The following is a 23,709-nucleotide window of genomic DNA, read 5'->3' on the forward strand; positions in this document are numbered from 1 at the left end:
ATTCATATTATACCCTATTTAGCTAGATTTTTCAAGGGGATTGACGAATTTTTGACAAAATCTTTTCCTATGAGAAATACTAGCTAAATCGTAGCAAAACCTGTTGCGATTTTTCTTTTAGTTTAATTTCGAGAAAACGCTTGCATATTGTTTTACTACATGCTATACTGATATAGAAATTTATTGATTGGAGAATCATCATGAGAAAAACACCAGCTCAAACTGAGAAAAAAATGGTCTACAGCATCCGTTCCCTCAAGAATGGAACTGGTTCTGTCCTTATTGGAGCAAGCCTTGTTCTGCTTGCCATGGCTACACCAACTATCTCAGCTAATGAAAATACTACAAGCAATAAGGGAACTGATAATGAAGCTACTACTGCCCTTGCTCAACCTCTTACTGATGCAACAAACATCGCTGGTAAGAACGAAAGCGTTCTTTCTTCACCCGATAGTGCAAACGCTTCCCTAGAGAAAAAAGAAGAAAAACCTGCAACAGAGGCACCAACTCCTGCTGCAACTCCAGCCGATTCAGCACCACAAACTGGACAAGATCGTTCAAATGAGCCAACTACTTCTACGAGTCCAGTAACGACTGAAACTAAGGCAGAAGAGCCCATCGAAGACAACTACTTCCGTATCCATGTCAAAAAACTTCCTGAAGAAAACAAGGATTCTCAAGGACTATGGACTTGGGACGATGTTGAAAAACCATCTGAAAACTGGCCTAACGGAGCCTTGTCCTTCAAAGATGCCAAAAAAGATGACTATGGCTATTACCTAGATGTCAAATTAAAGGGAGAACAAGCCAAGAAAATTAGCTTCCTCATCAATAATACAGCTGGGAAAAATCTAACCGGCGATAAATCGGTAGAAAAACTGGCACCAAAGATGAATGAGGCTTGGTTAGACCAAGATCACAAGGTTTTCTCTTACGAACCACAGCCTGCAGGAACTATTCGCGTCAACTACTACCGCACAGATGGCAACTATGACAAAAAGTCTCTCTGGTACTGGGGAGATGTGAAAGAGCCAAGTAGTGGTGAATGGCCTAACGGAACAGACTTTACGGCTACAGGCAAATATGGTCGCTATATCGATATTCCACTCAAAGATGCAGCTAAAGACCTTGGATTTTTATTACTAGACAGAAACAAACAAGGAGACGATGTGAAAATCCGTAAAGAAGATTATAAGTTCACAGATTTAAAAAATCATAGCCAAATTTTCCTAAAAGACGATGATGAATCGATTTACACAAATCCATACTATGTCCATGATATCCGTATGACAGGAGCCCAACACGTAGGCACTTCTAGCATTGAGAGTAGTTTTTCAACACTTGTCGGTGCTAAAAAAGAGGATATCCTCAAACACTCCAACATCACTAATCACCTAGGAAATAAAGTAGCTATTACTGATGTTGCAATCGATGAAGCTGGTAAGAAAGTGACCTACAGCGGAGATTTCTCTGACACAAAACATCCCTATACTGTTAGCTACAATTCCGACCAATTCACTACCAAAACAAGCTGGCGACTTAAAGATGAGACATACAGCTATGATGGTAAACTTGGAGCTGACCTAAAAGAAGAAGGAAAAGAAGTTGATTTGACTCTCTGGTCACCAAGTGCTGATAAGGTTTCTGTCGTTGTCTACGACAAGAATAATCCTGAAAAAGTGGTTGGAACTGTCGCTCTTGAAAAAGGGGAAAGAGGAACTTGGAAACAAACTCTAGATGGCACAAACAAACTAGGCATCACAGATTTCACTGGATACTATTATCAATACCAAATCGAGCGTCAGGGCAAAACTGTTCTTGCACTCGATCCTTACGCTAAGTCCCTCGCTGCTTGGAATAGTGACGATGCCAAGATTGACGATGCCCATAAAGTGGCTAAAGCTGCCTTTGTAGATCCAGCCAAACTAGGACCGCAAGACTTGACTTATGGTAAGATTCACAACTTCAAGACTCGTGAAGATGCCGTTATCTATGAAGCTCATGTGCGTGACTTCACTTCAGATCCCGCCATTGCAAAAGACTTGACCAAACCATTTGGTACCTTTGAAGCCTTTATTGAAAAGCTAGACTATCTCAAAGACTTGGGTGTGACCCACATCCAGCTCCTTCCAGTCTTGTCTTACTACTTTGTCAATGAATTGAAAAACCATGAACGCTTGTCTGACTATGCTTCAAGCAACAGCAACTACAACTGGGGTTATGACCCTCAAAACTACTTCTCCTTGACTGGTATGTATTCAAGCGATCCTAAGAATCCAGAAAAACGAATCGCAGAATTTAAAAACCTCATCAACGAGATCCACAAACGTGGTATGGGAGCCATCCTGGATGTCGTTTATAACCATACAGCCAAGGTAGATATCTTTGAAGACTTAGAACCAAACTACTACCACTTTATGGATGCTGATGGTACACCTCGCACTAGCTTTGGTGGTGGACGCTTGGGGACAACCCACCATATGACCAAACGACTCCTAGTTGACTCTATCAAATATCTAGTTGATACCTACAAAGTGGATGGCTTCCGTTTCGATATGATGGGAGACCATGATGCCGCTTCTATCGAAGAAGCTTACAAGGCTGCACGCGCCCTCAATCCAAACCTAATCATGCTTGGTGAAGGTTGGAGAACCTATGCCGGTGATGAAAATATGCCTACTAAAGCTGCTGACCAAGATTGGATGAAACATACCGATACTGTAGCAGTCTTCTCAGATGACATCCGTAACAACCTCAAATCTGGTTATCCAAACGAAGGGCAACCTGCCTTTATCACAGGTGGTAAGCGTGATATCAACACCATCTTCAAAAATCTCATTGCTCAACCAACCAACTTTGAAGCAGATAGTCCTGGAGATGTTATCCAGTATATCGCAGCCCATGATAACTTGACCCTCTTTGACATCATTGCCCAATCTATCAAAAAAGACCCAAGCAAGGCTGAGAACTATGCTGAAATCCACCGTCGTTTGCGACTTGGAAACCTCATGGTCTTGACAGCTCAAGGAACTCCATTTATCCACTCTGGTCAGGAATATGGTCGCACCAAACAATTCCGTGACCCAGCCTACAAGACTCCAGTCGCAGAAGACAAGGTTCCAAACAAATCTCACTTGTTGCGTGATAAGGACGGCAACCCATTTGACTATCCTTACTTCATCCATGACTCTTACGATTCGAGTGATGCTGTTAACAAGTTTGACTGGACTAAGGCTACAGATGGAAAAGCATATCCTGAAAATGTCAAGAGCCGTGACTATATGAAAGGTTTGATTGCCCTTCGTCAATCTACAGATGCCTTCCGACTTAAGAGTCTCCAAGATATCAAAGACCGCGTCCACCTCATCACTGTCCCAGGCCAAAACGGCGTGGAAAAAGAGGACGTAGTAATTGGCTACCAAATCACTGCTCCAAATGGGGATATCTACGCAGTCTTTGTCAATGCGGACGAAAAAACTCGCGAATTTAACTTAGGAACTGCCTTTGCCCACCTCAGAAATGCTGAAGTTTTGGCAGATGAAAACCAAGCAGGGCCAGTCGGAATTACCAACCCGAAAGGACTCGAATGGACTGAAAAAGGCTTGAAATTAAATGCCCTTACAGCTACTGTTCTTCGAGTCTCTCAAGGCGGTGCCATCGTTGCCCCAGCTGTGGAAGATAAACCAGAATTTGACCTTTCTAGCTTAAAACAAGAACAAGGGCAATATAATATCCAAGACAATATGTCAAACCGAGTAGTCAAACCGGAACAGCAAACTCCAGCTCCACAAGCTAGACCTGACTCTACTAAACCAGATGCCAAAGTAGCTGATGCGGAAAATAAACCTAGCCAATCTACAGCTGATTCACAAGCTCAACAACCAGCACAAGAAGCACAAGCATCATCTGTAAAAGAGGAAGTTCAAAACGAATCGGTAGAAAACTCTAGCAAGGATAATACACCTGCACCCCTAGCTAAACAAGCTGAACTTCCAAATACAGGAACCAAAAACGATCACAAACTCCTGTTTGCAGGAATCAGCATTCTTTCCCTTCTAGGTCTCGGGTTCTTGTTAAAAAACAAAAGAGAGAACTAAACTAGCCCTCCTATAGAACAATCCCCCAAGCCTTAACGCTCCGGGGGATTGATTTTTGTACAATATTTATTTTCCTAATAAGCTTGATTAGGATTTTTTATTAAGCATCTTTCATGGCAAAATAAGCCCGTACTTTTGGAGCCACTTGCGTGCCGAAGAGTTCAATAGCTCTTAGAACTTGATCATGAGGCATGGAGCCAAGAGGTAGGTGCAACATAAAGCGATCCAAACCTAAATTCTCAATCATACGAATCAATTTTTCGACCACCTGATCTGGATTGCCCACAAACATAGCACCATTTGGCCCAACTTGCTCCAAATATTGCTCATAACGCAATTCCTGCCAGTGCGGACGGTCTTTGGAAATAGCATCCACCACTTGCTTGGTCGGATGAAAATAATCTTTCACAGCCTGCTCGCCATCTTCAGCAATCCAACCCCAAGAATGAGCTCCAACCTTTAGTTCCTGACTGGCATAGCCTGCTTCGCTCCCAATCTCACGATAAGCCTGAATCAACTTTTTAAAATAACGAGGATTGCCACCGATAATAGCATAAACAATCGGTAGACCTGCCTGAGCAATCTTCACTGTTGATTCGACATGACCACCTGTCGCTATCCACAAGGGTAATTTATCCTGAACTGGACGGGGATAAACTTCTTTGCCAGAGATTGTTTGGGTCAATCGACCTTTCCAGTCTAACTTGGTCTTTTCATTGACTAACTGAAGCAAGTCTAATTTCTCATCAAAAAGGGCTTCGTAGTCTTTCAAATCATATCCAAACAAGGGAAAAGATTCCGTGAAAGAACCCCTTCCGGCCATCATCTCCGCACGTCCATTTGACAAAGCATCGATAGTGGCATACTGTTGGAACAAGCGAATCGGATCCATACTTGAGAGAATGCTGACTGCACTGGTCAAACGGATTTTCTTGGTATTGACTGCCCCAGCTGCCAGGACAATCTCTGGCGCAGATACCGCAAAATCCGCTCGATGGTGCTCCCCAATCCCATACACATCCAAACCAACCTTGTCAGCCAGTTCAATCTCTGCCAGCAACTGGCGAATGCGTTCAGCATGACTGTAAGTTTGCCCAGTCCCCTCAAGCTCCGTTGTTTCCCCAAATGTTGAAATTCCCAATTCTACCACAGTGATTCTCCTTGTCTATTCCGGTCCTTCATTTTGACAAATTATTCTAACACTCAATGAAAATCAAAGAGCAAACTAGGAAGCTAGCCGCAGGCTGTACTTAAGTACGGCAAGGTGAAGCTGACGTGGTTTGAATTTGATTTTCGAAGAGTATAACACGAATCTTGAGTACAAGCAACCAATCTGCTCACAAGAAAAAGCCTAGATAACTAGACTTTTTAGCTATTCTACCGTTACTGATTTAGCAAGGTTACGTGGTTTGTCCACATCAAGGCCACGGTGGAGTGTTGCAAAGTAAGCGACCAATTGCGTTGGCACAACCATTGAGATTGGTGAGAGGTAAGGGTGGACGGTCATAAGCACGATGTCGTCTGTCTCTTTAGCAACATTCTCTTCTGCGATAGTGAGGACCTTGGCACCACGGGCTGCCACCTCTTGGATATTTCCACGAGTGTGGTTAGCAAGGACTGGATCTGACAAGAGAGCCAAGACAGGCGTTCCTTCTTCAATCAAGGCAATAGTTCCGTGCTTGAGTTCTCCTGCCGCAAAGCCTTCACACTGGATGTAAGAAATCTCTTTGAGTTTAAGGCTTGCTTCCATGGCTACATAGTAATCTTGACCACGCCCGATGTAAAAGGCGTTGCGAGTTGTTTCAAGAAGCTCACTAACCTTGCTATCAATCAATTCTTTTTCTGAAAGAGTTGATTCGATAGATTGAGCTACGATTGACAACTCATGAACCAAGTCAAAGGCTTGCGCTTTGGCATTGCCATTTGCTTCTCCAACTGCTTTTGCTAGGAAGGCAAGGGCTGCGATTTGTGCTGTATAAGCCTTTGTTGATGCTACGGCAATTTCAGGACCTGCATGAAGGAGCATAGTATGGCTGGCCTCACGTGAAAGAGTTGAACCTGGTACGTTTGTCACTGTCAAGCTTGAGATTCCCACTTCATTAGCCTTGACCAAAACCTGACGACTATCCGCTGTTTCACCAGACTGGCTGATAAAGATGAAGAGTGGTTTCTTGCTGAGAAGTGGCATACCGTAGCCCCACTCAGATGAGATTCCAAGTTCAACTGGTGTATCTGTCAATTCTTCCAACATCTTCTTAGAAGCAAATCCTGCGTGGTAAGATGTTCCAGCTGCAAGGATGTAGATACGGTCTGCGTCTTGAACAGCCTGGATGATAGCTGGGTCTACGACAACTTGACCAGCCTCATCTGTGTAGGCTTGGATGAGTTTACGCATAACCGTTGGTTGCTCGTCAATTTCCTTGAGCATGTAGTAAGGGTAAGTTCCCTTACCGATATCTGACAAATCAAGCTCAGCAGTATAGCTAGCACGTTCACGGCTGTTACCATCATAGTCTTGAACTTCTACGCTATCAGCCTTGACGATTACCAACTCTTGGTCATGAATTTCCATGTATTGGTTGGTTTCACGAATCATAGCCATAGCATCTGAACAAACCATGTTGTAGCCTTCCCCAAGACCAATCAAGAGTGGTGATTTATTCTTAGCCACGTAGATGACTTCAGGATTTTGTGAGTCAACCAAGGCAAAGGCATAAGAACCACGGATGATATGAAGGGCTTTTTTGAAGGCTTCAAGAACTGACAAGCCATCTTCTTCCGCAAATTTTCCAATCAAGTGAACGGCGATTTCAGTATCTGTTTGCCCCTTAAAGTGGTGACCTACAAGGTATTCTTCCTTGATTTCAAGGTAGTTCTCAATCACCCCATTGTGAACCAAGACAAAACGTTCTGTCTCAGAGCGGTGTGGGTGAGCATTGTCTTCCGTTGGTTTTCCGTGAGTAGCCCAACGAGTATGTCCGATCCCAGTTGTTCCCTTAACACCAGCTGTCTTAGCAGACAATTCTGCAATACGACCTACAGCCTTGACTAGATGGCTTTCAGCACCACCTAGGACAAAAATCCCCGCAGAATCATAACCACGGTATTCGAGCTTTTCAAGTCCTTGAATCAAAATATCAGTTGCATTTGTGTTTCCAACAACACCAACAATTCCACACATAGTATATACGACACAGGCAAGCTGTGCTTTCTCCTTAAAATTGGTATAGTCTAATTCCTCTTTTATAGAATCAGCAAAAACAGTATATACTTGTTTCTTTCACTTGTCAAGAGCAAAAATTGGTATAGTTCAAATTAACTTTTTTGCAACCAAAAAACTCTGACCAATTAGGATAATCAGCCAGAGTCCTTTTTAAAATCCATTATTATCGCTTAATTCCTTGAACCAGTGACCCGATTTCTTCAGACGACGTTCTTGCGTTTTCAAGTCTAATTCGACCAAACCATAGCGATTTTTATAGCTGTTGAGCCATGACCAGCAATCGATAAAGGTCCAAATTAAGTAGCCCTTACAATTGGCTCCGTCTTCAATGGCACGGTGAAGTTCACGCAGATGACCTTTTACAAATTCAATACGGTAATCATCTTGAATCATTCCATTCTCACGGAATTTTTCTTCCCCTTCAACACCCATTCCATTCTCAGTCAATATCCACTCGATATTGCCATAATTTTCCTTGATATTTTGGGCGATATCATAAATCCCTTGCTCATAAATCTCCCAGCCACGGTGAGGATTGATTTTACGTCCAGGCATCACATAAGGCTCATAAAAATGTTCTGGTAAGAGTGGACTCTCTGGATGCTTAGCAAATCGAGGAGCCATAACACGCAAAGGTTGATAGTAGTTGGCACCGAGGAAGTCCACCGTATTTTCACGAATGAGCTCCAACTCCTCCTCTGTAGCATCAGGCAAGAGACCGTATTCATGTAAGATTTCTACCAACTCCTGTGGATAAGTCCCCAAAACAGACGGATCTAAGAAAGATTGGGCCTGAAAAAGGTCCGCAATACGAGCTGCCTTGACATCAGCAGGATGCTGGCTACGTGGATAAGCCGGTGTCAAGTTGAGGACAATCCCAATCTTGGAATCAGGCAAGAGTTCATGACAAGCCTTAACCGCCCGACTGCTAGCCAATTGTGTGTGGTAGGCTACTTTAACCGCCGCTTCTGCATCCACCTTATGTGGATAATGTGCATCGTAAAAATAGCCGAATTCTACTGGAACGATGGGCTCGTTAAAGGTAATCCATTGATCCACTAAATCTCCATAAGTCTCAAAACAAAAACGAGCATAGTCTTCATAGGCTGAGACAGTCGCCTTATTTTCCCAACCATCACCATCCTCTTGAAGAGCAAAAGGCAGATCAAAATGGTAAAGATTGACTAAAAGACGAATCCCTTTGGCCTTAATAGCCTCAAAAACCTTACGGTAAAAGTCTACACCTTGAGGATTGACTTTCCCACAGCCTTGTGGAAAAATCCGTGACCACTGAATAGAAGTCCGAAAGGCCGTGTGACCAGTTTCTACCAGTAGCTCAATATCCTGTTCCCAGTTTTCATAAAAGGTCGATGTTTTATCTAGACCAATTCCATTATAGTAGCGATTTGGCTCCGCTTGGTACCAATAATCCCAGAGATTATCTCCCTTACCGTCACCAGCTATACGTCCTTCTGTCTGCGGTCCAGAAGTAGAGGATCCCCAGACAAAATCCTTTGGAAATCTTAGCATACATTTACCTCTTTATCTACTCATTTTTCCCATTATACAGAAAAAACAAGGTAAAAACTAGTTACATTTTTTCCTTGTTTTTCTTCTGATTATAGTTTTTATTTCTTACTAAGGATTTCAAGCGTTTCAAGCAAGTTATCTGCATGAACTTCGATGGTATCACCAGTCGCTTTAATCTTAACTTCTACGATGCCATCGGCCGCTTTCTTCCCAACAGTGATACGGATTGGCAATCCAATCAAGTCGCTATCGCTGAATTTAACACCAACACGTTCGTTACGGTCATCTGTCAAGACTTCGTAACCAGCTCCCATCAAGCTTGCTTCAAGCTTTTCTGTCAAGGCTTGCGCTTCTTCATCCTTGACATTGACAGTAATCAAGTGCACATCAAATGGTGCCAATTCTTTAGGGAAATTGATTCCCCAAGCGTAACGATATTCACCTTTTGGTGTTTTGTTAACAAAGAGGCGAGCGTGTTGCTCCATCACTGCTGAAAGGAGACGGCTGACACCGATACCGTAACATCCCATGATAATTGGCACAGCACGGCCATTTTCATCCAAAACATCTGCTCCCATGCTTGCTGAATAGCGAGTTCCGAGTTTAAAGATGTGACCAATTTCGATACCACGCGCAAAGTTAAGGACACCTTGTCCGTCTGGAGAAATTTCACCCTCACGAACTTCACGGATATCCACATATTCTGCAGTAAAGTCACGACCTGGATTCACACCAGTCAAGTGGTAGCCATCTTCGTTAGCACCGACAACTGCATTATGGACATCTTGCACCTTACGGTCGGCAATGATTTTAACATTCTCCGGCAAACCAACTGGTCCAAGTGAACCAAATCCTGCTTGAACAACACTTGCCACTTCTTCTTCGCTCGCAACGTCAAAAAAATCTGCTCCCAAGTGGTTCTTCAACTTAACTTCATTGAGCTGGTCATTTCCAACTAGAAGGGCTGCAACAAGCTCACCATCTGCCATGTAGAAGAGGGTCTTGATTGTTTGTTCTTCTGGGACGTTTAGGAAGGCTGCCACTTCATCAATTGATTTAACATCTGGTGTTACAACCCGAGTCACTTCTTCTTCAGCGACAACACGGTTGCTTGGTTTGTACTCATTTGTTGCCATCTCCAAGTTAGCTGCATAGCTAGACTCACTTGAGTAGGCAATGGTATCTTCACCAGAAACCATCCATTTAAGCAATTCTGCCTTGATTTCTTCTTGCACTTCTGCAGGAATCTCATCAAATGAGGCAACTGACTTGTCCAAGACAACCCAGCGGTCAAGGTCTGTACGCGCAGGTGTAATGGCCATAAATTCTTGGCTGTCCTTACCACCCATGGCTCCACCGTCACCGATGATAGCCTTGAAGTCTAAGCCACTACGAGTGAAAATACGCTCATAAGCAGCCTTATACTCATCGTAAACACTGTCCAAGCTATCATAGTTAGCGTGGAAGCTGTAAGCATCCTTCATGATAAACTCACGTGTACGGAGAAGTCCATTACGTGGGCGTTTTTCATCACGATACTTAGGTTGGATTTGGTAAAGGTTGAGTGGCAATTGCTTGTAAGACTTAACAGAATCACGAACGATAGCTGTAAATGTTTCTTCGTGAGTTGGACCTAGAATGAAGTCTGATTTTTCACGGTTTTTTAGTTTGTAAAGATCTTCACCATAAGTTTCGTAACGACCTGATTCGCGCCACAATTCTGCACTGAGGAGGGCAGGAGCCAACATCTCAACGGCACCAATCTTGTCGAATTCTTGGCGCATGATATTTTTAGCTTTTTCAATCACACGGTTGGCAAGTGGTAGGTAAGAATAAACACCTGCTGAGACTTGACGAACATAACCAGCACGCAACATAAGAGCGTGGCTGATAACTTGAGCATCGCTTGGCATTTCGCGAAGCGTTGGGATAGGCATTTTACTTTGTTTCATAATATTCCTCGATTATCTAAAAAAGAGTCGCATGATGTCATTCCAGGTCACAGCAATCATCAAGACAACCATGATGACCACTCCGGCCAAGGTGACATAGGTTTCAATTTCTTGTTTTAATGGTTTACGGCGGATGGCTTCCAGGATATTGAGCACAATCTTACCACCATCCAATGCTGGAATCGGAATAAGATTAAAAATCCCAATATTGATGGAAATCACTGCCAAGAAGTACAAGACATTTTCAATTCCATTTTTAGCAGCATCACTACTTGCCTTAAAGATGGCAACAGGTCCACCTAGTTTGTTCAAATCCGGTTGGAAAATCAGATTTTTCAGTTCTGAGAGAATTCGGAGGGCCGAGTCAGCAGCGGTTGTAAAACCACCTACAAACATGGATAGAAAATCTGACTTAATCCCCGGTTGAACACCTAGAAGGTAACGACCTTGATTTTCTTCTGGAGTAACAGTGACTTGCTTGTCACTACCCTTTTCAGAAATAGTCACATCCAAGGTTGGGGCCGTCTTATCTTTAGTTTCTGCTTCTACAGCCTGAATCAAGCTTTCCCAGTTGTTAATCTCATGTGAGCCAATCTTGGTAATTTGAGCCGTTTCTGGCACTCCTACCTTAGCTAAAGCCCCTTGGGGCATGACATGAAACTGGTTGGTAGCTACATCTCTGACACCCCCCTGCATAAAGATTAAAATCCAAAAAACAACGACACCTAAGATAAAGTTGTTCATAGGACCTGCAAAGTTAGTAATCAGTTTTCCCCAGATAGTCGCATTTTGATATTGAACATCTAAAGGTGCAATCCGAACCTCAGTACCATCTGATTCCACAACCGTTGCATCGTGATCCACTGCAAATGTTTTTTCTTCTTCCAGAACCAATCCTCTGATAAAGAGCTTGTCTTCAAAATCAAACTGGGTCACCTGCATAGGGAGGGCTGTTTGATCTAATTTTTTACCTGAAAGATTGATGCGTTTAACCTTACTATCATCAGTAAGGGTCAAACTGACAGGAGTTCCTGTCTTAATTTCAGTTGTATCATCACCCCAACCAGCCATGCGAACATAGCCACCCAGAGGCAAGATTCGAATGGTATAGGCCGTCCCATCCTTGCCAATGTGAGCAAAGATTTTGGGTCCCATACCAATGGCAAATTCACGCACTAGAATCCCTGATTTCTTGGCAAAGTAGAAGTGTCCGAACTCGTGCACCACTACAATAATCCCAAAAACCAGAATAAAGGTTAAAATTCCGAGCATAGTATTTCCTCCGTCTTTTGATTAAAAGAGTCCAAACAAGTGCATGATTGGAAATACAAGCAACATACTATCGAAACGATCCAAAACACCACCATGTCCAGGGATAAATTTCCCAGAATCCTTGACACCAAAGTGACGCTTAATCGAACTTTCTAGTAAATCACCAAATTGTCCAGCAATGCTAAAGAAAATAGCAAAGACTGACATCTTGTAAATTCCATACGGAAGAGCAACTGTTCTGTCAAACATCATAAAGATGATGGTTACTAAAATCGCACCTAAAATACCACCCAAGGCGCCCTCAAAGGTTTTATTTGGAGAAACTGTTGGAGCTAGTTTTCGTTTACCATAGTTCATCCCAACAAGATAGGCACCACTGTCTGTCGCCCAGACGATACATAAGGCTAAGAGAGCCTTATCTAAACCTGCAATTCTAGCATCTAATAGAGCATTAAAACCAAAGCCCACGTAGAAGCTCATAGCAAGAGGAAAAACAGCGTCCTCAATCGTATAAGACTTACTAAAAACAGTCGTTCCTAACATGATTGAAATCAATACACTATAAGCAACCACATTCCCATCAACTGGCAAAAAAGTCAGGTAATTCTCCAAAGGAATGGTCAAGGCAAAGGTTGCAAAGAGGGTCAAGAGGCCCTCCATTGTCATGGTCTCTAGACCTCTCATCTTCAAAAGTTCATGCATGGCTAGCATGGCTATGATTCCAATTGCTATCTGAAGCAAGAGTCCCCCAATCATTAAAATTGGTAGGAAAATAGCCAGAGCAATCCCTGCAAACAAGGTTCTTTTCTGTAAATCCTGTGTCATATTTCCTCCTAAACTCCTCCAAATCGGCGATGACGACGATTGTAGGCAAGAATGGCTTCCTGCAAGGCTATCTCGTCAAAATCAGGCCACAAGGTGTCCGTAAAATAGAGCTCACTGTAGGCTCCCTGCCATGGAAGGAAATTGCTCAAACGCAATTCTCCACTGGTACGAATAATCAAGTCTGGGTCTCGTAACTCCTTAGGCAAATGCTGGGTAAAAAGATAGTTGCCAATCAATTCCTCTGTGATGTCACCTGGGTTGATTTTGGCATCTAACACATCCTGGGAAATCAACTTAAGAGCCTGTGTAATCTCAGCACGTCCACCATAGTTGAGGGCAAAATTAAGAATCAAACCTGTGTTGTTCTTAGTCAATTCCTCAGCCTTGGTCAGTGCTTCAAAAGTTTGCTTAGGCAGGCGGTCTGTCTCCCCAATCATTTGAATCTTAACATTATTCGCATGCAATTCCGGGACATAATTATCATAAAACTCTACTGGCAAGTTCATGATAAACTTGACTTCCTGATCTGGACGGGTCCAGTTTTCTGTAGAAAAAGCATAGACCGTAATCACCTTGACACCTAGTTTGTTGGCTGCCTTAGTCACAGTTTGCAATGCTTCCATGCCCGCCTTGTGTCCAAAAACTCGCGGTTGCATACGTTTTTTAGCCCAACGCCCATTTCCATCCATGATGATGCCGATATGGGCAGGAACCTGTGTCGGAACCTCTACTTCCACAGCCTTATCTTTCTTAAAAAATCCAAACATGATCTTATTCCTATTCAAAAATCTATCATTTCATTATACCATATTTCCCCATTTTCTTCTATCACTAAGCTATTTATACTCTTCGAAAATCTCTTCAGCGTAACTTCTCAAAGTAACTTCCATCTCTCTCCCAAAACTGGAAGTTAGTCTCAGACGATGAATTATGCTAGAATTAAGTCTGAGACTTTTCGTGAGGAGGCACCTCATGACGAAAAAACAAAAACATCTCACTCTAGAAGACCGTATTGACATCCAAACTGGAATCAGCCAACAGGAGACTTTCCGTTCCATCGCTGAGAAGATGGGGAAAGACCCGTCAACGATTTCAAAGGAAATCAAGCGCAATCGCATCATGCATCCAACATCCGTCAAATCTGATTGCACGGATTGCCCTCTTCTCAAAAAAGCTCCTTATGTCTGTAACAACTGTCCAAAAAAGAGGACGGATTGTGGGTTTAACCGCTATCTTTACTACGCGAAAAAGGCACAGGAGCAGTACGAGACTATGTTGAGGGAATCCAGACAGGGAATTCCCCTAAACAAGGAAAGTTTTTATCAGATGGACAAGGTCTTAACCCAAGGCATCCAGAAGAAACAAAGCATCTACCATATCATTCAGACACATAACCTACCTGTGTCGAAAGCTACGGTGTATCGGCATGCCAAGCTGGGCTATCTGACAGCCAAGCCCATTGATTTCCCTCGGATGGTCACGTTCAAGGAACGCAGAAAATCCAGAAAAGTAGCTATTCCTAAAGAGCTGAAAATTGGGCGGACCTATCAAGATTTCCAAGAGTTACGAGAAACAGATGATTTCTTCAAATGGTTGGAAATGGACACGGTCATCGGCAGACCTGGTGGAAAGCTACTGCTCACCTTCAACGTTTCCTTCTGCAACTTCCTCTTCGCCCTGCTTTTGAACAACAAGACCGCTCTGGAGGTCGCCACTAAATTCGCAGCTTTGAAAGAAAGAGTCATGGACGGAGGGTGTGCGTTCCATCAGCTGTTCCCTGTCATTCTCACAGACAACGGATCTGAGTTCGCCTATGTGGAGGAGCTTGAGCGAGACATTGATGGGAAGTCTCACCTCTACTTCTGCGACCCTAGCCGTCCTGACCAGAAGGGGCGGATTGAGAAGAACCATACGGTTTTGCGAGCCATTCTTCCCAAGGGCACTTCCTTTGACCAGCTGACTCAGAAAGACGTCAATCTAGTCATTTCCCATGTCAATTCCTTGAAACGAGAAGAGTTTCAAGGAAAATCTGCTTACGACATCTTCACCTTCACCTTTGGCGAGGACATCGCTGCTCTTCTGGGTTGCCAATTTGTCAAACCAGAAGACACACACCTATCACCTGATTTATTGAAATAAAGGGAATTTTCCCCTCTAACTACACATCTTATCACCATCGAAAAGTCTCACACTAAACGCTAGCAACTGGAATTTACTCTAAGACGACTCTGTTTTAGGGCTATTTGTCGTGCACTTTTTTCTGAGTCTTTTCGCTTTTGAACCCTTATATATCAAGAAAAAGAAAACCAGTGGAAGTTAGTCTAAGACGGATTTCCACTGATTTCACGCGTTTTTCTCATACTAAAAGCTAGGTTGTGGGAAACTGGAAGTTAGTTTTAGAAGTTACCAAAATCTCTTCAGCTAACTTCTCAAAGTAACTTCCACTTACCTAACCGAAGTGGAAATTAGTCTAAAACGGATTTTTATGGTGGAATTAAGTATGAGACGTTTGAGTTAGAAATGAGCTCTACTATGACAAAACATAAACACCTTACCCTTTCAGACCGTAATGATATCCAACTAGGCTTAGAGCGCGGTGAAACCTTCAAAGCTATTGGACAATCCATTCTAAAAGACCCAACTACTGTTTCCAAAGAAGTCAAACGAAACAGACAAGTCCGAGAGTCTACATGCCATAACCTTCCTTGCCCTCTACTCGATAAAGCTCCCTTTGTCTGTAATGGATGTCCTAAAAGAAGACAAAATTGTGACTATAAGAAGATTTTCTACCTAGCTAAGCAAGCTCAAAAACAGTACGAACAAACTCTTGTCGAAGCACGTGAAGGAACTCCCCTCAATTCCAAGACCTTCTGGGAAATGGACAAAGTCATTTCTGATGGGGTTAAAAAGGGACAACACATCTATCATATCCTCAAAACTCATAACCTTGATGTCAGCTCCTCAACTGTATATCGACATATCCGAAAAGGATACCTATCTATCGCTCCTATTGACCTAGCCAGAGCCGTTAAATTCAAAGAAAGACGGAAACGTAATCTCCCCTCCATTCCTAAAGAAGCTAAAAAAGGTCGCTCCTATGAGGATTTCCAAAACTATTTAGCACTGAATCAACTAGACTCTTGGCTGGAAATGGATACGGTTATGGGCAGAATGGGAGGTAAAGTTCTACTCACCTTCAATCTCTCTTTCTGTAACTTTATCTTCGCTAGACTGCTGGATAATAAAACTGCCCTTGAGGTTACCAAACACCTCTATAAACTCAAGAACACTCTTCACCAAGCTGACAAAGATTTCTTCCAACTCTTTCCTGTCATCCTGACAGATAATGGTGGAGAGTTTGCCAGAGTCGATGATATAGAAATGGATGTGCGGGGAGAGAGTAAACTCTTCTTTTGTGAACCCAATCGCTCTGACCAGAAAGGCAGAATTGAGAAAAATCATACGCTGATTCGCGACATTCTACCTAAAGGAACTTCTTTTGACAATTTAACTCAAGAGGACATCAATCTCGTTTGTTCTCATGTCAACAGTGTCAAACGTGCTGCTTTGAATGGAAAGTCAGCCTATGAACTCTTTGCCTTTACCTATGGAGAAGAGATTCCTAAGCTTCTAGGCATTTCTAAAATACCTGCAGAAGACGTCTGCCAGTCGTCTACATTACTCCAACATAAGTTCTAAAAACTAATCTTCAACCCCATTCAAACGTCTCACACTAACTTCCACCATAGCGGAACTTAATCTGAAACGCTTTCAGATGAGGGGATTTTGTGCGCTCTTTTTTTCGATTCATTTTGGTTACAAAAGCGATGAAATCAAGCATGAGTAAAACCAGTGGAACTTACCCTGACACGGATTCTCACTGGTTTTTACGATTTTTATCACACTAACTTCCACTTGGATTAGCGGTGGAAGTTAGTTTGGGAATTTACCGAAAATCTCTTCAAACCACGTCAGCTCTATCTGCAACCTCAAAACAGTGTTTTGAGCAACCTGCGGCTAGCTTCCTAGTTTGCACTTTGATTTTCATTGAGTATTATTCTCAGGTACAAAGCCCATTTTTCAAAAAAATAAGCCGCCTGATTGGGCGACTTTATTTTTTATAGGGAGATTATTATGAAAAAGTTTTAGGAGTTTAAGTTAAGGTCTTCTTAACTTATGGACTTAGTATACACTCCCTAGCTTAAAGTTTCCTTAAGTATTTTTAAAAATCAAATTTTTCCATTTCTCCTGCCAATTTTTCTTGGATAGACGTGTTCGATAAAGTTCCATTCGGTCTTCATTTTCTAAGAAATAAGGAGTTGGACGAACTTGAAAATTCAAAATATCCTCCAAACCATAAGGTGCAAAGAGTTCAAAATCTGATTCTTCATTCAAGCGCAGTCCAACTGCCGTACACCGTTCTGGATACTTACTCATAGCATCACGAGAACTGGTATAGGGAGCAGTGTGAGGACTGTGCTGATGCATATAGACCTGATTTTTCAATTCCCACTGGTACTGAGGAAAATCCTCTCTCAGCTTTTTCTCCAGTAATAAGGTTTCCTCATAAGAAAAATCTGGATCAAAGAAAATCACATCTACATCTGTTTCACAGTCAAAAGGGGATTTGTCTGACAAGAGATTCCAGATAAAATTTCTGACAGAACCTGCTGCCAACCAGGAATCTGTCAACTCCAAGTTTCGGATGACAGTCAGAATAGCCATCATATCTAGATTTTTTCTAAAAGCCTCTAGGATTTCTTGCTTATTTTTCATTGTATTCATACCCCAAATGCTCATATGCCTTAGCAGTCGCCACCCGTCCAGAACGTGTCCGCATGATAAAGCCTTTTTGAATCAAGTAAGGCTCATACATGTCTTCTACAGTCTCACGCTCTTCGGCAATATTAACAGAGAGAGTTCCTAATCCGACAGGGCCACCACCGTATATCTCAATCATGGTGCGAAGGATTTTTTGGTCCACATAGTCCAAACCTTCATGATCAACATCCAGCATAGTCAAAGCCTTATCGGTAATAAGATCATCGATCACCCCATTCCCCATTATCTGGGCAAAATCGCGCACGCGCTTGAGGAGACGATTGGCAATACGAGGAGTTCCACGGCTACGTAGAGCCAACTCAGATGCTGCCTCATGAGTAATTTCCATCTCAAAAATATCTGCCGTCCGCTCGACAATTTCCGTCAAATCAGCATGGTCATAATACTCCATATGACCTGTAATTCCAAAACGTGCCCGTAGCGGATTTGAGAGCATACCAGCCCGAGTCGTCGCACCAATCAATGTAAAAGGTGGTAACTCCAAATGAACACTGCGACTACCTTCACCAGCCCCAATCATGATATCAATGTAGAAGTCCTCCATGGCACTATAAAGCACCTCCTCCACCGACATGGGCAAGCGATGAATCTCATCAATAAAAAGGACATCCCCAGGATCTAAGTCATTTAAAATCGCTACCAAATCACCAGCTTTTTCAATGACAGGCCCAGACGTCTGCTTGAGATTTACACCTAGTTCGTTGGCAATAACAAAAGCCATGGTCGTTTTTCCCAAGCCTGGAGGGCCAAATAAGAGCACATGATCCAGCGCTTCATCCCGCATTTTGGCAGCTTCGATAAAGATTTGGAGCTGGTCCTTGACCTTATCCTGTCCGATATATTCACGTAAATACTGAGGACGGAGCGTGCGTTCTACTAACTCCTCATCCCCCATTATCTCATTATCTAAAATTCTACTCATGGCTCTATTATATCAAAAAACCAAGCCACAAACAAAAAAGCCACCCGATTAGGTGACTCCTGAGTTTAGCACTTATGTGGTATAATATTCTACGACACTTCTACACCGCCTACGAAAGGAGGTGAGATAGCCCATGATGGAATTAGTACTCAAAACTATCATCGGACCAATTGTGGTCGGTGTCGTTCTTCGATTAGTCGATAAATGGTTAAACAAGGACAAATAGTGTCAAAAAAGACCTCAAGCTTATTTGGTCGTGAGCTTGGGGTCTTTTCTAGCCTATGATATAGAACTAGTACTCAATTCCTTTTTATTATCCCACAGTTCAAAAATTTTGTCAAAGGTTTATATCCTCGGCTTTTCAAGCTTTAACCGCCGGCTAACAATATGATGACTCACTCCTTGACAACCAAGAGCATTATTACAGTAGTTCTAGTCCTTCAATTAACAGTCACTTAAATTCAAAGTGAGGTTGAACTTGCTGAAGCGACAACAGACCTATTTCTTACTCATATTCGATAAAAAATCCCCGCCAAAATCTCAAAAAGTCCCCGCCAATTCCCCGACCAAAATCCGAAAAATATCGGAAAATGATTTTTAGAATAGTCCCAAAAAGCCTGAAATAGAGCCAAAAAACTTCACTTGATTAGGCCACTCCCAACTTTAGCACTTATGTGATATAATATTTTACGGCACTGCTACACCGCCTGCGAAAGGAGGTGAGATAGCCCATGATGGATACAATACTTAAAACTATCATCGGACCAATTGTGGTCGGTGTCGTTCTTCGATTAGTCGATAAATGGCTAAACAAGGACAAATAGTGTCAAAAAGACCCCAAGCTTATTTGGTCGTGAGCTTGGGGTCTTTTCTAGCCTATGATATAGACACAATACTTAATTCCCTTTTATTATCCCATAGTTCACAAAATTTGTCAAAACTTTACATCCTCAGCTTCTCAAGCTTTAACCGCTGCTAACTTCTCAAAGTAACTTCCACTTACCTAACCGAAGTGGAAATTAGTCTAAAACGGATTTTTATGGTGGAATTAAGTATGAGACGTTTGAGTTAGAAATGAGGTCTACTATGACAAAACATAAACACCTTACCCTTTCAGACCGTAATGACATCCAACTAGGCTTAGAGCGCGGTGAAACCTTCAAAGCTATTGGACAATCCATTCTAAAAGACCCAACTACTGTTTCCAAAGAAGTCAAACGAAACAGACAAGTCCGAGAGTCTACATGCCATAACCTTCCTTGCCCTCTACTCGATAAAGCTCCCTTTGTCTGTAATGGATGTCCTAAAAGAAGACAAAATTGTGACTATAAGAAGATTTTCTACCTAGCTAAGCAAGCTCAAAAACAGTACGAACAAACTCTTGTCGAAGCACGTGAAGGAACTCCCCTCAATTCCAAGACCTTCTGGGAAATGGACAAAGTCATTTCTGATGGGGTTAAAAAGGGACAACACATCTATCATATCCTCAAAACTCATAACCTTGATGTCAGCTCCTCAACTGTATATCGACATATCCGAAAAGGATACCTATCTATCGCTCCTATTGACCTAGCCAGAGCCGTTAAATTCAAAGAAAGACGGAAACGTAATCTCCCCTCCATTCCTAAAGAAGCTAAAAAAGGTCGCTCCTATGAGGATTTCCAAAACTATTTAGCACTGAATCAACTAGACTCTTGGCTGGAAATGGATACGGTTATGGGCAGAATGGGAGGTAAAGTTCTACTCACCTTCAATCTCTCTTTCTGTAACTTTATCTTCGCTAGACTGCTGGATAATAAAACTGCCCTTGAGGTTACCAAACACCTCTATAAACTCAAGAACACTCTTCACCAAGCTGACAAAGATTTCTTCCAACTCTTTCCTGTCATCCTGACAGATAATGGTGGAGAGTTTGCCAGAGTCGATGATATAGAAATGGATGTGCGGGGAGAGAGTAAACTCTTCTTTTGTGAACCCAATCGCTCTGACCAGAAAGGCAGAATTGAGAAAAATCATACGCTGATTCGCGACATTCTACCTAAAGGAACTTCTTTTGACAATTTAACTCAAGAGGACATCAATCTCGTTTGTTCTCATGTCAACAGTGTCAAACGTGCTGCTTTGAATGGAAAGTCAGCCTATGAACTCTTTGCCTTTACCTATGGAGAAGAGATTCCTAAGCTTCTAGGCATTTCTAAAATACCTGCAGAAGACGTCTGCCAGTCGTCTACATTACTCCAACATAAGTTCTAAAAACTAATCTTCAACCCCATTCAAACGTCTCACACTAACTTCCACCATAGCGGAACTTAATCTGAAACGCTTTCAGATGAGGGGATTTTGTGCGCTCTTTTTTTCGATTCATTTTGGTTACAAAAGCGATGAAATCAAGCATGAGTAAAACCAGTGGAACTTACCCTGACACGGATTCTCACTGGTTTTTACGATTTTTATCACACTAACTTCCACTTGGATTAGCGGTGGAAGTTAGTTTGGGAATTTACCAGCTTTAACCGCTTTACAACAAGACTTTCAAGTTTAAGAGAAAGTTATCGGAAAATGATATTTATAAAACTCCCCAAAAGCCTGAAATAGAGCCAAAAAACTCCACCTGATTGGGTGGAGTTAAGGGAGATTATTATGAAAAAGAAAAGTTTAGGATTTTATTAAATAAAGTTAGGAGGTCTTTATTTAATAACTATATGATACATGACGAAGCTTAAAACTAGCTTAACTTTTCGCAGATTCTACCATTTTGCAAAAAATTTCTATTACCATCACCTCACCCCACAAAAAAGCCACCTGATTGGGTGACTTCATTAGGAGATTATGATGAAAAAAGTTTTAGGATTTCATTAAATAAAGTTAGGAGGTCTTTATTTAATGACTATATAATACTAGATCATCCTTAAACTTTGCTTAAGAACAAACAAGTTTTGTTATTTTTTACGATTCATCCAAGTCATTCCTATACAATTATAGGTGGATAAGATTTCAAAGCCCATAGAACGATAGAATCCCAAGGTTCTTTCTGTCTGGTCTGTCACCAGCTGGACTTGATAGGCATCTTTGTAATCTTCTAAAGCCTCTTTCATCAAGACACTACCAATCCCTTGACGCTGATAGATTGGTAAAACGATTAAATCCTGAACAAAAACTGATGAAAAACCATCTCCAACCAAACGAATCAAGCCCACCACAGTATCGCCATCAAGCGCCACATAAATCACTAGTGAATGAGACAAGGCCTGCTCCAGCATCAGAGGTTGATGGGTATAATTTGTCCAACCGACAGCCTGATAGAGATGCAAAACATCCTCTAGCTTGACAATTTCTTGCTTTTTAATAGTAATCATCTCAACACCTATTAAAGCTCTCTCAAGCTCTTGTACTGCCGTCCATTTTTGTCAAAATTTTCAGGACGCAACCATGTTTCCAAACGAGCTTTGACTTTGGGCCAGTCCTTATCGATCATAGACATCCAATCCGTATCTCTGGTGCGCCCCTTATAAACCACTGCCTGACGGAAGGTTCCCTCGTAGATAAAGCCCAAACGTTCTGCTGCTTTTCTAGAAGGTAGATTTAGTGCATCACATTTCCACTCATAACGGCGATAGTTGAGCTCTTCAAAGACATAACGGGCTAATAAAAACTGGGCTTCTGTCCCCATTCTTGTGTGCTTGAGAGTCGGAGAAAAGGTCACTGCTCCAACTTCAATGACGCGATTGGCTTGGTCAATGCGCATAAGCGAAAAAGTACCCAGAGCTTTACCAGTTGATTTATCGATAATCGCGTAGTAAAAGCGATCCTTTCGCTCAATCATCTGCTTCAAAGCTACCATTAACTCTTCTAGATTAGCCACAGGTGGTTGAAAAAGGTAGGTCCACATCTCACGAGGACTATCTGGGCCATAAACAGCTAATAAATCCTCTGCATGCTTTTCCACCGATAGAGCTTCTATAATCGTATATCGCCCTTCTAAGAAATCAATAGAAGGCAGTCCACCTGGTGTATAACCTTCCATTGACTCACCAATCATCTGACCATATTCATTTACTGGCATCTTTCTTCTCCTTGTTTTACGCTGAAAATAGTATATCACAAATTGTTCTCTTTGGAAACTAGCACTGGCTTAAAACTTCATTTTCAACACTATATTAGTGACCCGCTTTCTGTCTTTTATCCTCTAAGGCTTGATTAATTCGTTGGGTGAGTTTGTGAGTCCGCCAAATTTGATACAGCCATATCAATCCATAAATTAACAAGAAAAAGAACCAAAGCAAAGGGCTCCACAAGGCTGCACCCCAGCCAAAAATTAGAGAGGTCAATACTAAAATAGTAGCTGTCACTAATAAATGAACTCCAACACGCATACTAAAAGCAAGAAACTCTAGCTTTTCAAGTATTAAAGTCAATACCCCCATAATTCCACCCATTAAAAACAGAGCTAGAATATTTTTTGCCATTGGTGCAGGATAGGTAATGCTTGGATAACACTGAGCTAATAACATCATACTCAAATAAAAGAAGGAAGCCGTACGCATTCCCGATACAAAATAATCAATTAATCGTTTCATGATTTTCTCCTATAAACCTAGATAATTCATTAAGGACTTAACGTATTTCCGACTCACACTAGATTTGATGCCCCGAGTCATTTTAGCCATCATGTTCCCTGAAAAACTATCTGATAACGATTCTAAGTGGTCAATGTTTATGATTGAATGACGTGATATCTGTATAAAGTTACGCCGATTAATCCGATTCTGAAAATTTATCAATGTTTCCTTAGTTTTATAAATCCCGTCTACCGTATAAATGGTCAACAAGTTCTTATCGATATCTGCTAGAATAAGATCCTCAATTTTCACCATAACCAGATGATCATCCGTTCGAATAGGAATGACCACCTGATTGCTCGTTGAAAATTGTTCTAAATAATCCATCACTTCTCGAGCTTGGTCAGTTAACTGAGCTGCCTGAATGAGAATGTGAGGATCCTTTTCTGAAAATTCTGGGGTTATCTCAAAATGAATCTTCATCTTT

General features: G+C 42.0%; 19 protein-coding genes. 6 read left to right on the forward strand and 13 right to left on the reverse strand.

Features of this window, described 5'->3' with window-relative positions; genetic code table 11:
* The first annotated feature begins 200 nt into the window (after positions 1 to 200).
* Complete coding sequence (locus tag SMI_RS09375; protein ID WP_001232748.1) at positions 201 to 4,097, forward strand: pullulanase; 3,897 nt, start codon at positions 201 to 203, stop codon at positions 4,095 to 4,097.
* 100 nt (positions 4,098 to 4,197) lie between these two features.
* Here SMI_RS09375 and SMI_RS09380 read toward each other — a convergent pair whose 3' ends face one another.
* The 7 genes from SMI_RS09380 to SMI_RS09410 form a co-directional block, all read right to left on the reverse strand.
* Positions 4,198 to 5,247 carry an LLM class flavin-dependent oxidoreductase gene (locus tag SMI_RS09380; RefSeq protein WP_000229797.1) on the reverse strand — a complete coding sequence of 350 codons (1,050 nt, stop codon included), beginning with the start codon at positions 5,245 to 5,247 and terminating at the stop codon, positions 4,198 to 4,200.
* A 222-nt stretch (positions 5,248 to 5,469) separates the two neighbouring features.
* Entirely contained in the window at positions 5,470 to 7,278 is a 1,809-nt protein-coding gene (gene glmS, locus SMI_RS09385; RefSeq protein ID WP_000334313.1) for a glutamine--fructose-6-phosphate transaminase (isomerizing), read from the reverse strand.
* 192 nt (positions 7,279 to 7,470) lie between these two features.
* A complete protein-coding gene (bglA, locus tag SMI_RS09390; RefSeq protein WP_000943496.1) occupies positions 7,471 to 8,850 on the reverse strand; it encodes a 6-phospho-beta-glucosidase in 1,380 nt (459 codons plus the stop codon).
* Between the two features lie 98 nt (positions 8,851 to 8,948).
* The gene (locus SMI_RS09395) at positions 8,949 to 10,802 is read right to left on the reverse strand and encodes a proline--tRNA ligase (protein ID WP_000814057.1); all 1,854 of its coding nucleotides are present in this window, start codon (positions 10,800 to 10,802) and stop codon (positions 8,949 to 8,951) included.
* A 12-nt stretch (positions 10,803 to 10,814) separates the two neighbouring features.
* Positions 10,815 to 12,074, reverse strand: coding sequence for an RIP metalloprotease RseP (gene rseP / locus SMI_RS09400; RefSeq protein ID WP_000900678.1), 1,260 nt, complete (start codon positions 12,072 to 12,074; stop codon positions 10,815 to 10,817).
* Between the two features lie 21 nt (positions 12,075 to 12,095).
* Entirely contained in the window at positions 12,096 to 12,899 is an 804-nt protein-coding gene (locus SMI_RS09405) for a phosphatidate cytidylyltransferase (protein WP_000189852.1), read from the reverse strand.
* 8 nt (positions 12,900 to 12,907) lie between these two features.
* On the reverse strand, positions 12,908 to 13,666 hold the full coding sequence (locus SMI_RS09410) for an isoprenyl transferase (RefSeq protein WP_000466723.1): 759 nt from the start codon (positions 13,664 to 13,666) through the stop codon (positions 12,908 to 12,910).
* Positions 13,667 to 13,871: 205 nt separating this feature from the next.
* Between SMI_RS09410 and SMI_RS09415 the strand changes: the two genes are divergently transcribed.
* Both SMI_RS09415 and SMI_RS09420 read left to right on the forward strand, forming a co-directional pair.
* On the forward strand, positions 13,872 to 15,038 hold the full coding sequence (locus tag SMI_RS09415; protein ID WP_000163009.1) for an IS30-like element ISSmi1 family transposase: 1,167 nt from the start codon (positions 13,872 to 13,874) through the stop codon (positions 15,036 to 15,038).
* Positions 15,039 to 15,431: 393 nt separating this feature from the next.
* The gene (locus tag SMI_RS09420) at positions 15,432 to 16,598 is read left to right on the forward strand and encodes an IS30-like element ISSmi3 family transposase (RefSeq protein WP_000160547.1); all 1,167 of its coding nucleotides are present in this window, start codon (positions 15,432 to 15,434) and stop codon (positions 16,596 to 16,598) included.
* A gap of 513 nt (positions 16,599 to 17,111) precedes the next feature.
* Here the strand turns inward: SMI_RS09420 and SMI_RS09425 are convergent.
* Both SMI_RS09425 and ruvB read right to left on the reverse strand, forming a co-directional pair.
* Positions 17,112 to 17,684, reverse strand: coding sequence for a nucleotidyltransferase family protein (locus SMI_RS09425; RefSeq protein ID WP_001094985.1), 573 nt, complete (start codon positions 17,682 to 17,684; stop codon positions 17,112 to 17,114).
* Entirely contained in the window at positions 17,665 to 18,663 is a 999-nt protein-coding gene (ruvB, locus tag SMI_RS09430) for a Holliday junction branch migration DNA helicase RuvB (protein ID WP_343287549.1), read from the reverse strand. The genes SMI_RS09425 and ruvB overlap by 20 nt, the downstream gene beginning before the upstream one ends.
* A 133-nt stretch (positions 18,664 to 18,796) precedes the next feature.
* On the opposite strand from ruvB, the gene SMI_RS09435 reads away from it, so the two are divergent.
* The 3 genes from SMI_RS09435 to SMI_RS09445 all read left to right on the forward strand — a co-directional run bounded on the left by SMI_RS09435 (position 18,797) and on the right by SMI_RS09445 (position 20,916).
* Positions 18,797 to 18,889: a type I toxin-antitoxin system Fst family toxin gene (locus SMI_RS09435; protein WP_000970382.1), complete on the forward strand. Its 93-nt coding sequence runs from the start codon at positions 18,797 to 18,799 to the stop codon at positions 18,887 to 18,889.
* Between the two features lie 505 nt (positions 18,890 to 19,394).
* Positions 19,395 to 19,487, forward strand: a complete 93-nt coding sequence (locus tag SMI_RS09440) for a type I toxin-antitoxin system Fst family toxin (protein ID WP_000969509.1) — start codon at positions 19,395 to 19,397, stop codon at positions 19,485 to 19,487.
* A gap of 262 nt (positions 19,488 to 19,749) precedes the next feature.
* Complete coding sequence (locus SMI_RS09445; RefSeq protein WP_000160547.1) at positions 19,750 to 20,916, forward strand: IS30-like element ISSmi3 family transposase; 1,167 nt, start codon at positions 19,750 to 19,752, stop codon at positions 20,914 to 20,916.
* A 686-nt stretch (positions 20,917 to 21,602) separates the two neighbouring features.
* Here the strand turns inward: SMI_RS09445 and SMI_RS09450 are convergent.
* The 4 genes from SMI_RS09450 to SMI_RS09465 form a co-directional block, all read right to left on the reverse strand.
* Positions 21,603 to 22,019, reverse strand: coding sequence for a GNAT family N-acetyltransferase (locus SMI_RS09450; RefSeq protein ID WP_000628397.1), 417 nt, complete (start codon positions 22,017 to 22,019; stop codon positions 21,603 to 21,605).
* Between the two features lie 11 nt (positions 22,020 to 22,030).
* Complete coding sequence (locus SMI_RS09455; RefSeq protein ID WP_001144931.1) at positions 22,031 to 22,726, reverse strand: GNAT family N-acetyltransferase; 696 nt, start codon at positions 22,724 to 22,726, stop codon at positions 22,031 to 22,033.
* 94 nt (positions 22,727 to 22,820) lie between these two features.
* A complete protein-coding gene (locus SMI_RS09460; RefSeq protein ID WP_000825499.1) occupies positions 22,821 to 23,240 on the reverse strand; it encodes a DUF3021 domain-containing protein in 420 nt (139 codons plus the stop codon).
* Between the two features lie 9 nt (positions 23,241 to 23,249).
* Complete coding sequence (locus SMI_RS09465) at positions 23,250 to 23,705, reverse strand: LytTR family DNA-binding domain-containing protein (protein ID WP_012972604.1); 456 nt, start codon at positions 23,703 to 23,705, stop codon at positions 23,250 to 23,252.
* Between the last annotated feature and the right edge of the window lie 4 nt (positions 23,706 to 23,709).

Source organism: Streptococcus mitis B6 (assembly GCF_000027165.1).
Taxonomy (GTDB): domain Bacteria; phylum Bacillota; class Bacilli; order Lactobacillales; family Streptococcaceae; genus Streptococcus; species Streptococcus mitis_AR.